The sequence below is a fragment of the Paenibacillus sp. P5_B5 genome, assembly GCF_056400365.1.
Window position 1 is genome coordinate 430,239 of sequence record NZ_JBFULK010000005.1, and the last position, 11,114, is coordinate 441,352.

The window sequence follows — 11,114 nt, forward strand, 5'->3', positions numbered from 1 at the left end:
TTAGTAAGGTGGCTTATTATGGAAAAAAAGTTATTTATTAATGGTGAATGGATCGATACATTACATCATAGTCCTCTCTTATCACCCTATTCTGGCGAGATTATTGCACAGATTCCGATAGCAAGTGAAAAGGAAATCGATCAGGCGATCGGAGCCGCATATGAAGCTAGAGGAGTCATGGCGCGTATGCCAGCTCACCAACGAGCTGAAATTTTGGAGAATTTGGCAAGGCTATTGCAGGAGCGGGCTGAAGAGGCGGCTCGTATTCTCGCTCTTGAGGTGGCCAAACCAATTACTACAGCAATGAACGAAGTTTCCCGGACGATTGAAACCTATAAGTTCGCAGCTGAAGAGGCAAAGAGGATTCATGGCGAAACATTACCATTAGATGCATCGAAGAGTGGTGAGGGAAGGGTTGCTTACACGATGAGAGAGCCAATTGGCGTTGTGGCAGCGATAGCTCCTTTTAACTTCCCGATGAATCTTGTGGCACATAAAGTAGGACCGGCGATTGCTTCAGGGAATACGATTGTTCTCAAGCCAGCATCTCAGGCGCCATTATCCAGTTTGTTTATAGCAGAGTTACTGCAGGAAGCGGGTTTACCGGCTGGTGCACTCAATGTCGTGACTGGGAGCGGACGTGTAATAGGGGACAGAATTGTAACGGATGATCGAATTAGTATGATCACTTTTACGGGGAGTCCTCCTGTAGGAATTGGGATTCGGAATAAAGCAGGTTTAAAGCGTGTGACACTTGAGCTTGGTTCCAATTCAGCACTGATTGTGGATCAAGGTGTAAATGTAGATGAGATTATTGAGCGAGCGGTTGTAGGTGCATTTACTTTTCAGGGACAGGTGTGTATTTCACTGCAACGTGTGTATGCTCATGAATCGGTTTATGATGAATTCGTAGAGAAGTTCATCAAGCAGACCCAAACGTTGAAGATGGGGGATCCGTTTGAACCTGAAACCAATGTATCCGCACTTATTTCACCGAATGACGTGCAAAGGGCTTTGGACTGGATTGAAGAGGCCAAGCAGTCTGGGGCGATTATCGCCACAGGTGGTCAAGCAGATGGGAATATCGTTTATCCGACCGTTATTTTGCATGCTGATTCTTCTCTAAAGGTATCTTGTCAAGAAGTGTTCGCGCCAATTGTCATGATCAATAAAGTGAAATCGGTGGATGAAGCGATTGATCTTGTGAACAATTCCCGATTTGGTCTACAAGCGGGTATTTATACGGAAAATGTACGCGTTGCCCTGAATGCAGCCGAGAAATTGCATGTTGGAGGCGTCATGATTAACGATATTCCTAGCTTCCGTGTGGATCATATGCCATATGGTGGAGTAAAGGAAAGTGGTTTCGGTCGTGAAGGTATCAAATATGCGATTGAAGAAATGACAGAACTTAAGCTCGTTGTCTGGAAAAAATAATAAATGTAAAGCGCTTCGTCCTTTTTAAGGAGACGAAGCGCTTTTTTGATTATTAATTATTTCTTATATCGTGAATGAATATTATTGTGTTTATAGGAACCGCTTTCGCTAAATTCAACTATTTCCATTGATAGAGCTAAATATCGTTTGGCAAACAATTCTTCGAAATGAGCTTTGATAGCCTCAAACATCTCATCACATGTTGCTTGCTTGATTGCGTCTGATCGACCAGCTGCAATCTTGAGAATGGTATGAACGAACGCATCGTCTTCAGATCCATCTGCAACCCGGTAATCAGTAAGTTCAATTGCTCTAGAGCGAATACCACCTATAGGAAATGTATCACTTCGCGCGATCAGAACGTTATTCATTTTCTCTAGTAGGCTAGGAATATTAGCTTGGGCTTTAATGTTGTCGGAATACTCAACAATAATATGTGGCATGTCAGTCTCCTTATGCAATAGTAGTTTATGCGCGTATTTGGAAGGCATCATCCGAAGTGATGGTATTGACCAATCTTCCGATTCCCTCGATTTCTGTAATGATTTCATCGCCGATTGCTGTGTCAACAAGTCCCTCTGGAGTTCCTGTCAGAATGATATCACCTTTATTCAGCGTCATAAAGCTGCTTAAATACGATATAAGTGCTGGAATATTAAAAATCATATCTCTCGTCGATCCGTCCTGTGTTAATTTGCCATTCACATAGGTACGAAGGGACAGATTCATTGGATCTGGAATATCCTTGGCATCAACGAGCCATGGTCCAATCGGTGTACAAGTATCTCGGTTCTTGACTCGTAAATTCGGTCTATAATAATTTTCTAAGTAATCACGAATCGCATAGTCGTTCGCGACTGTATAACCTGCGACATAATCATATGCGCTATCTTGTTGTACTTTGCGTGCGGGTTTACCAATAACGACTGCTAACTCGCACTCGTAATGCATGTAGGTTGCATCGGCTGGACGACGGGTATGCGCACGATGACCGACGAATGTATTCGGACCTTTTAAGAAAACGAGTGGTTCGGTAGGAGCCTTAAAGGCTAATTCTTTTGCATGATCGGCATAATTCAAGCCAAGAGCAAATACAGTACGTGGTTGTACAGGTGGCAACCAAACCACTTCATGTTCATCCACCACACGTCCGTCTTCAAGTTTCAATCTACCACTAACTTCGATAGCGTTGTGAATCGCTCCTAAATACGCTACACGTGCGTGTTTCATAGTGTGACTCCTCCCGCCACTAGTTTATCCTCTGGAACAATCTGGTTTTCCAGGCTGCCAATGCCATCAATCTCGATTCTGACACAATCACCTGCTTTAGCAAGAGGTGCATTCTCAGGTATGCCTACGAGGAGCGTATCACCGACGCTTAGCGTCATGAAGTCCGTAATCTCAGCGATTAAGCGAGCTACTGAACGGATCAGATTAGCTGTCGTATTCTCTTGCATTAGCGAGCCGTTAATGAATACCCGAATACCTAAATCATCTGGGTTGTTAATAAATTCAGGTTTGATAATCCAAGGTCCGATAGGACAGAAACCATCACGAGCTAGTTGGCTTACAGCGGGACGATATACACTACTATGCGGAATACTGACATCATTAACGATTGTGTAACCTGCTACGTATTCAAATGCTTCATTCTCGCTTACACGTGTTGCTGTACGGCCGATCACGACTCCTAGGGCTGCACCGATCGCAAGCTCGGTTATTTCAGTCGGTAGTGGAATGGGACTACCATAACCAATATGTGTATTGATAGGCTTAATATAAAGGATAGGTGCTTTGGGAGCTCCGTTATAGGGGGCTTCATGAACAGCATTCCCGAGTGATGCAAGAGCCCCTTTGTAATTCAATAACACACCATAAATCGTTCCTGGTACTGGTACATCCCAAGATAACATGTTTAAATGATAGCGCTCACCTTTTAGCTCAACCAGGTTCTCTGCTGGAACAACAATTGTATGTTCCGGTTCATACATGCCTCTCAATTTAATCATTGCATTACTCATTCGTATCACTCCTGTTCCGTTCATAGCCACATAATAGGTGGGAATCATATGAAGATTAATCTAAATATTCTTAATTTTCATATATTATATCATATACGATAACCTACGAACAACACTTAATAATATGACAATCCCCGCATTACAAAAGATTGCATGTTTTCGATAAATAATATATTATAAAAAAATTGAAATGGACCGGAATGAGTATCTTGAGACCTTGTGAGCATGAAAAGGAGGAAACTATAGATTTAGGGGAGAGATGTAGGGTGTGAATACGTATAAAAAGATAATTCAAAATAAAAACTTAATGATCATTTTAATAAGTCAGCTTGTGTTTCAATTGGGGATATGGTTTGGTACGATTGGTAATTTGCAGTTTCTACAAATACATGTGGAATCTTCTTTTTTACAAGCTTTTTTTCTCGTTATAGGTGGAGTCATAGGCGTACTAATAGGTCCCTATGCTGGACGTTACATTGATTCGACTTCTAAAACGAAAGTATTGCAATTAGTAGGTTTGATGAGAATTGTATCGGTAGTTTGTATGCTATTAGCTATCTATCTAGATTCTATTTGGTTGATGCTAGCATATAGCATTGGCATCGGTTGCTCAGCTTCCTTCTTTAACCCAGCTATTCAGTCGATTATTCCTAAAATTACACAAGAGGACGAGTTGATTACTGTTAATGCGATCAATATTAACATTGTCACATTATCACGCATATTTGGTGCTGTTTTAGCTGGTTTGTTATTGACTGTTGCGCCATTATACACGCTTTTTATCATTGCACTAGTCGCCTATTTGGCTCTCTATCTGTTAAATCAATTTGTAGTTGTAAATGAAGAGGATTATGAGCGAAAGAGCAAAAAAACATCTCTGCAGTTTAGGGAGATAATTCCTTTACTTCAAAGTAATTATTTACTTCGAATGATCCTTATCCTATCCATGATTCCTTTAATTTTCATCTCAGGATTTAATCTTTTTGTCATTGAAATTAGTCAGAATAGTAATACATCAATCAATGGTTTTTTGTACTTAGTAGAAGGCGGTAGTATTTTAATATCTAGCTTTTTTGCTGCGAAAATTGCAAGGCTGCGTTTTCAACCCTTTTATATCTTTCTATTCATTTGTTTATTGATGGGGATTTCTCAATGGCTGCTGTCATTTTCGAGTATTAGTTTATCTATCGTTGCATTTAGTTTATTTGGATTCTCTTATGGGATGTTCAACCCTCTTTTATATACTTTTTCTCAGAAAACGATCCCTCCTGATATTCACGGTAGATTTTTTTCTTTAAAGACGATGTTGGATCGAAGTGTGTTGCAAATATTTTTAGTGCTTATCGGCTTCTTATTAGATACGATTGGATATCGTTTTTTAGTCATGATACTGGGTACTCTGACGATTCTTATTGTGTTATGTTCATTTATTGTTAATCAGATTCAAGCGAATAAAATAAAGCAAAAGGCAAGTGAAGTTGAATTTAATTAAAATAATAAGAGCCGAACCTATGTAGGTGTCGGCTCTTTCGCGTATTTCATGAAAAGAAAGTTTTCAAGGCCTTATAGACTTCGCCCTTTTCTTTAATAATGTAATGCAGGAACTTAGAGTTGTGGATATTACGATAAGCTGACATAAGGGTGGAAGAGCGATTGTATTGATTCACCTCTCCATAGCCGAACATGTTGCTGCGTTCCATTAACTGCTCGATGAGCTTAACGCAACGCTCGTTATCTGATGTTAGATTGTCACCGTCTGAGAAATGAAATGGGTAGATATTATAGTTGGCTGGCGGATAATGCTTATCTATGAGGTCAATTGCAGCTTGATAGGCTGATGAACAAATCGTTCCTCCGCTTTCTCCCTTAGTGAAAAATTCATGTTCAGTTACGATTTTGGCTTCTGTGTGATGAGCAATGAAAATAATCTCCACATTCTCATATTTGGTGCGAAGAAAGCGTGTCATCCAGAAAAAGAAGCTTCTAGCAACGTATTTCTCGAATGAGCCCATAGATCCAGAAGTATCCATCATGGCAATAATAAGCGCATTGGAGTGCGGTAGTACGATTTCTTCCCATGTTTTAAATCTCAGATCTTCTGGTGAAATATGATGAATGCCAGGAAGACCTGTACTCGCATTGCGTTTTAGATTTTCAAGAATGGTACGTTTCTTGTCAATATTGGACATGATTCCTTTCTTGCGTATATCCGTGAAGGTAATATCTTGATTGGTAAGAATATCTTTTTGTTTGTTCTGCAAATTAGGTAGTTCGAGCTCTGCAAACAACATCGTCTCAAGTTCAGCTAAGTTGACTTCAACCTCGTAGTAGTCATCTCCAGCTTGATCGCCTGCTCCTTCACCTTTACCCTTACCTGAACTAGCGGCTGGTGCTGGATCGACCCCAAGAACGTCCCCTACCTGAGTATCGCCATCTCCTTGACCTACATGTTTACTTTTACTGAAGTTGTATCTAAGCCTGTATTCATCTAATGAGCGGATGGGCACTTTAATAATTTGTTTGCCATCTGAAAGAATAATACTTTCCTCGGTTACCAAATCGGGCAAGTTCTGTTTAATCGCTTCACGTACTTTTTGTTGATGACGTGATTGGTCTTGATAGCCTTTACGATGCAATGACCAGTCCTCTCGGGACACGACAAAGTTACTGTGATCCATATCAGACACCTCCCTGCTTTAATCGGCACAAGCATGTTGTTACTCAATATATTCAAGGGAGGGGGAGATATGTGAGAGGCTTTGAAATTCTAAAGTAACTTTATGAAGGTTAACTCTTTCAAAATTCCATGCTATGTGAGACAAAGTTAGACAATAATGAAACATAAAATTTGGATAATTATTGTAAACTTAGACTATAGGTACATATAATGTCTACAGACCGAATCAATTTCATAATACCTTTAGCTGCTTCAAACGGGAGTATATATAGATCAAAACAGTTTAATTTGTCTATATATAGTTTCAATTTATCCATTTAGATCAGTTATGAAATTGATTCGACCAGATGGAAATTGAAGAAAAAAGGAGCATGATAAATTTGGGCGTTAGGTTTATTAAGATTTCAGTTATTTACTTTGTCATCGGCGTAATCATCGGGATGTACATGTCAATGGTACATGACTACACATTTACAGGTGTCCATGCTCACGTTAATTTGTTAGGTTGGGCTTCAGGTGCTTTAGCTGGTATTATTTATTTCTTATTCCCGCAAGCAGGCAACAGTGTATTAGGAAAGATCCATTTTTGGTTATATAATATCGGATTGCCAGTGATGATGATCGGCTTAGCATTGCTTCTAAGTGGAATAGCCCAGCTAGAGGTAGCTGTAGCGATCGGTGGTACAGTTGTTGTGCTGTCAGTTATTCTTTTTGCTATCAATGTACTTCTTAATGTTCGTTCCACGAAGTAATAACGTTGGCATAATGCAAATGCAAATGCAAAAGTAAAAGTAAAAGTAAAAGTAATACAGAAAGAGGCTACAGTTCAAACTTGAACTGCAGCCTCTTTTGCAAGATACGATAGGGGGATATGTGAAGAGGCTGATAATCACACCCATGCATCTTTCGCATAACCTCTTTGTTCCCAGTACCCAACATGTTCATCTGGAATGAGTTCGATACGATTTAACCATTTGACAGATTTGTACGCATACATTTTGGGTACGATTAATCGCACTGGGCCACCAAGATCACTTGGAATTGGTTTTCCATCATGCATAACGGCTACGATCACATCATCCATGATGGCTTGATCAAGTGTTAATGAATCGGTATATACGCCATCGCCTGAATATAGTTTCACTGTCTTTGCATTAGCCTTGACACCAGCTTTTTTCAACAAATCCTTCAAGGGTATGCCTTCCCATGTATTGCTATATACGGACCAGCCGGTTACACAATGAAAATCACTAACTTGTACGGTACGCGTAAGTTCATTAAACTGTTTCCAGTTCCACTTGAATGAATTTTCTACAAGCCCATCTATTGTGAAAGACCAATTATCGTTCGTGAATACGGGAATCGGTGTAACGGTATAGATTCGAAATTGCCCTCTAGCTCCCCCGCCTATTGGAACTGAGGATGAGGGTAATGGCTGTGGTGCTGGAATAAGTAGGTTTGCATCGCTCCTGATCAATTTTTCTATTTGGTTACTCCCCATACCTACAAATGAATTGCTTAACCATTTTAGAAAAGAAGGACCGATCGTAACAGCTAATCCAATTCCGATTGCGCCACGAAGAAATGCTCTGCGCGTATATACGGGCTGAGGCTTACTAGCAGGATGGAATACATTATCTTTGGGATCTATGACTATCGTACGACGGATCGGTTCCTTGAGCCACTTGGCGCGCGAGATGGAGTGGTAAATGATATAAGGAAGACCGATCCAGGTTAACAAATCGTGAATGCTGAGCGCAGCGTTCGATACACCTGGACCAACTGCTCTGAATTGCCATAATAGAACACCCGATCCAAACCAACCGAGTAGCAGAAAAAGCACGACAAGTACATTATATCGCTGCCATGGCTTTCGCTTCAATTTCTTCCAATGCTGCCCTGCTAGCAATAAATAGTAGATGACAGGAAGAATGGAAGCAAGTCCGACAATAATATGAAGCCACTTGATCCAGACCCTACCCTCACCGAGAAATCCACGCCAAAATCCACCAACGAGTATGAGTCCAGATAGTGTTAAAATAACGATAATCCACCCATTCCACGAATGGAGTGATATCAGTTTTTTACCGTAGCCTTTAAGTAAGCGGTCAATCAGTTTGCTCATCATTAAGCCTCCTACTTGACTCATTAGTCATCTATTCAACATGTTTATGATAATCTAATAATTCAAATATTTACTTTCATTATACGGTTAAACTAAAGCAGATACGACTATAAGAGAAAATGGTTTAACGAAAAAACAGCCTGAAAGCATCTCTAATGGATACCCTCAGGCTGTACGTTATTTATTGTTTAATCTAACTTGATTATTTAGCTTTGTTATCTGTTTTGTTATCCAGCTTATTTTCTTTAATCGTAACTGTTACTGGCGAATACTCAGCGATTACCGTTTGACCATGAATGGAGACACTGCCTTGCGGTGTTAAATCTTTCTCTGTCATGATGCCAAGCGCAATCGTGAATTTATTAAACTTAATTGGAACATTCTTCTCACGGCGAATTTCTTCACCATTGAGATAGAACACAACTTCATCATTACCACGGTGATAAGTGATTCGGTATGTGTTGAATTCACCAGCCTTGAAGTTTGTACCTTCTTTAAAAATACAGAAGAATCTCGTCTTATCTGTTTCAGGCACTTCAACACCAGGGAAAGGTAGAACGGCATAGACGCTCGCATATTTATCATTTCCAGCAAAGAAATCAAGCGCGCCCCCAGTTGTGAAATCAAGTAAATTCAGAGAAACATAACCATCATATAAATCGTTCGGTGTCGTATTCTTCGATTTGGCACGAATCTGAAGCTCAAAGCTAACTTCTCCTTGCTCAGGCACTTCAATTTCTTCTACAGAATAATACATGTGTTTCGCATTATCTAGAATTTGAATCTGATTGTTTTGGCGACTAAGTGGAGCACGCACGTACAACATTCCGTTACGAACTATAACGACTGCATTTGGTTCACGATATTCCCAGAACGATCCGTCAGGAAGCTTAAAACCACCTATTTTCCACACTTGACCCTCGTTAAGAATTGTATCAAAATCACCGATAATTAATTGTTTTTCCATAATGATGACTCCTTCTTCGATGAATTATTTTATTGAATCAGACCTTGAATAATAAGTGATAGCATCATGATGGCTCCACAGCGAATCGTTGCTTGAAGAGATGCCTTCATCAGAGGCAGAAAGCCAAGAGCGCGATTACTTCGGTTCAATCTCCCATATGTTAGATAGAGCGGAATTACGGTAATGAAGGCAATTAGTGCATATAGCGGTAATATGCCGAGTACGATACACAGCAAGAGAGTAGCATAGGCAAGGAAGAGTAAGAACTTAGAGAATCGAAGTGCTCTGTCTTCTCCCCAAACAACAACAAGTGTATTCTTACCCGATTGCTTGTCCGCTTGCCAGTGAAGAAAGTGATGATTGAACAAGATGAGTGTTGTTAACAAACCAATCGGTAAGGATAAGAGTATTGCACGGTAATCAAAGGTACTTGTCTGTACGTAATAAGAACCTACAATCGGTAGTATACCAAACGAGAGTAGGATTGCAATTTCACTATATCCTTTACCACGATATCCAAGGCGAAGGGGTGGTGCAACGTAATAATAGGCAATAAATCCGCCGAGTCCACCGTAAACAATGACCCATGGGCCACTGGTGATACATAATATAATGGCACTTAACACGCCTATGCCAAATAGCATCCAAGTAAGTTGTGCGAATGTACTTTCCTTCATCGTCCCGTTAGCTAGAAAACCAGAATTAGTAGAAATGGATCCTTTCATTTCCTTAGCAGCAACATCTACACCACTACGATAATCCCATAAATCGTTTATCATATTGGAGAAAAGGTGTGCGGCAGCAGAGCCAATTAGTGTGATGACTAATAGAATCGGATGAAAGACACCTTCCCAAACATAAGATCCTAGTGCTCCGAGTATCACGGGAATAAGCATGATTGGAACGACCTGTACTCGTGACGCTTTCATAAATAGTTTGAGCTTGTTCATACTTACCTTCCCTTCAAATTAACAAATAACGTGGTAAACAGAATCATTATAAAACAATAGCCCAAAAGAATCTATCATTGACATTATTAAGTAAAAGGTTTAATAGTGCTGCTGGTGGTGGACGTTGCGTGGACGGATTGTCCTGCCGATCGCTGCCCACTACCATATTTCTTGATCGTATATCGCTTAGAGCGGTATAAATCCGGCACTCTATAGAAATTTCTTTACAACCATCTCAACCTTAGCTAAGTGCTGCATCATGATATCTGCTGCAAGTGTAGCATCCTTCGATTTGATGGCTTCATAGATCGAAAGATGCTCAGCTAGCAAACGCTCCGAATTAGCACGTTCACTATAGAACCATAATCTTCTAGATTCACTTATGCTTTCTTGTATGCGCTGGTTGAGAGACTCCATCAGATGAATCATGAGATGATTATGACTGGATTTAGCAACTTGTAAATGAAACTCAACATCAGCCTTTTCACTCTGTTCTTCATCTCCAACGGAATGAATCATAAGCTGGGTAATTTGTTCCAATGCTTCTAAATCTTCTGCCGTATGTCTTTCTGCGGCTAGTGCAGCGCAGCCAGTCTCAATATATTTACGTGCTTCTATTACTTCTTTTAATGATTCTGTCTGAGTGGTAAATACGATTCGATTCGGGTCTTCTTCGCTTGGCAGTTCTTTACTCACGAAAGTACCGCCTCCATGACGAATCTCAATGTATCCCATCGCTTTAAGTGCGCTAAGTGCTTCGCGGATCGTAGAACGCCCTACGGTAAAGCCACTTGCTAGATCAACGACGGTTGGGAGTCGACTGCCAGGAGGGTACTCTCCAGTAAGAATTTGATTGTGTAAGTGCTGTCTGACAATTTCTGAGCCCTTTTGGGGTTTGATTACGTTAAACGTCATAAGAACCTCCGCCAAATGAATA

At 40.4% G+C, this 11,114-nt stretch carries 11 protein-coding genes; 3 read left to right on the plus strand and 8 right to left on the minus strand.

Annotated features, from left to right (window positions below):
• Positions 1-18 precede the first annotated feature (18 nt).
• Complete coding sequence (locus AC1DOK_RS09755; protein ID WP_477554063.1) at positions 19-1,437, plus strand: aldehyde dehydrogenase family protein; 1,419 nt, start codon at positions 19-21, stop codon at positions 1,435-1,437.
• A gap of 56 nt (positions 1,438-1,493) precedes the next feature.
• Here the strand turns inward: AC1DOK_RS09755 and AC1DOK_RS09760 are convergent, their stop codons facing one another.
• The 3 genes from AC1DOK_RS09760 to AC1DOK_RS09770 are packed head-to-tail and all read right to left on the minus strand — an operon-like array spanning position 1,494 to position 3,458.
• Positions 1,494-1,880 (minus strand): 5-carboxymethyl-2-hydroxymuconate Delta-isomerase, encoded by a 387-nt coding sequence (locus AC1DOK_RS09760; protein ID WP_477554064.1) that lies wholly within the window; start codon positions 1,878-1,880, stop codon positions 1,494-1,496.
• A gap of 25 nt (positions 1,881-1,905) precedes the next feature.
• Entirely contained in the window at positions 1,906-2,667 is a 762-nt protein-coding gene (locus AC1DOK_RS09765) for a fumarylacetoacetate hydrolase family protein (RefSeq protein ID WP_477554065.1), read from the minus strand.
• Positions 2,664-3,458, minus strand: a complete 795-nt coding sequence (locus AC1DOK_RS09770) for a fumarylacetoacetate hydrolase family protein (RefSeq protein ID WP_477554066.1) — start codon at positions 3,456-3,458, stop codon at positions 2,664-2,666. Before AC1DOK_RS09770 ends, AC1DOK_RS09765 begins: the two co-directional genes overlap by 4 nt.
• 268 nt (positions 3,459-3,726) lie before the next feature.
• On the opposite strand from AC1DOK_RS09770, the gene AC1DOK_RS09775 reads away from it, so the two are divergent.
• Entirely contained in the window at positions 3,727-4,950 is a 1,224-nt protein-coding gene (locus tag AC1DOK_RS09775) for an MFS transporter (protein ID WP_477554067.1), read from the plus strand.
• Between the two features lie 46 nt (positions 4,951-4,996).
• Here AC1DOK_RS09775 and yhbH read toward each other — a convergent pair whose 3' ends face one another.
• On the minus strand, positions 4,997-6,136 hold the full coding sequence (gene yhbH, locus AC1DOK_RS09780; protein WP_477554068.1) for a sporulation protein YhbH: 1,140 nt from the start codon (positions 6,134-6,136) through the stop codon (positions 4,997-4,999).
• 379 nt (positions 6,137-6,515) lie between these two features.
• On the opposite strand from yhbH, the gene AC1DOK_RS09785 reads away from it, so the two are divergent.
• Positions 6,516-6,887 carry a cytochrome-c oxidase gene (locus AC1DOK_RS09785; protein WP_477554069.1) on the plus strand — a complete coding sequence of 124 codons (372 nt, stop codon included), beginning with the start codon at positions 6,516-6,518 and terminating at the stop codon, positions 6,885-6,887.
• 137 nt (positions 6,888-7,024) lie between these two features.
• On the opposite strand, the gene AC1DOK_RS09790 is transcribed toward AC1DOK_RS09785, so the two are convergent.
• The 4 genes from AC1DOK_RS09790 to AC1DOK_RS09805 form a co-directional block, all read right to left on the minus strand.
• The gene (locus tag AC1DOK_RS09790; protein ID WP_477554070.1) at positions 7,025-8,260 is read right to left on the minus strand and encodes a molybdopterin-dependent oxidoreductase; all 1,236 of its coding nucleotides are present in this window, start codon (positions 8,258-8,260) and stop codon (positions 7,025-7,027) included.
• Between the two features lie 202 nt (positions 8,261-8,462).
• Positions 8,463-9,227, minus strand: a complete 765-nt coding sequence (locus tag AC1DOK_RS09795; RefSeq protein ID WP_477554071.1) for a DUF6081 family protein — start codon at positions 9,225-9,227, stop codon at positions 8,463-8,465.
• A gap of 29 nt (positions 9,228-9,256) precedes the next feature.
• Positions 9,257-10,177 carry a UbiA family prenyltransferase gene (locus tag AC1DOK_RS09800; protein ID WP_477554072.1) on the minus strand — a complete coding sequence of 307 codons (921 nt, stop codon included), beginning with the start codon at positions 10,175-10,177 and terminating at the stop codon, positions 9,257-9,259.
• Between the two features lie 210 nt (positions 10,178-10,387).
• Entirely contained in the window at positions 10,388-11,092 is a 705-nt protein-coding gene (locus AC1DOK_RS09805) for a FadR/GntR family transcriptional regulator (protein WP_477554073.1), read from the minus strand.
• Positions 11,093-11,114 lie beyond the last annotated feature (22 nt).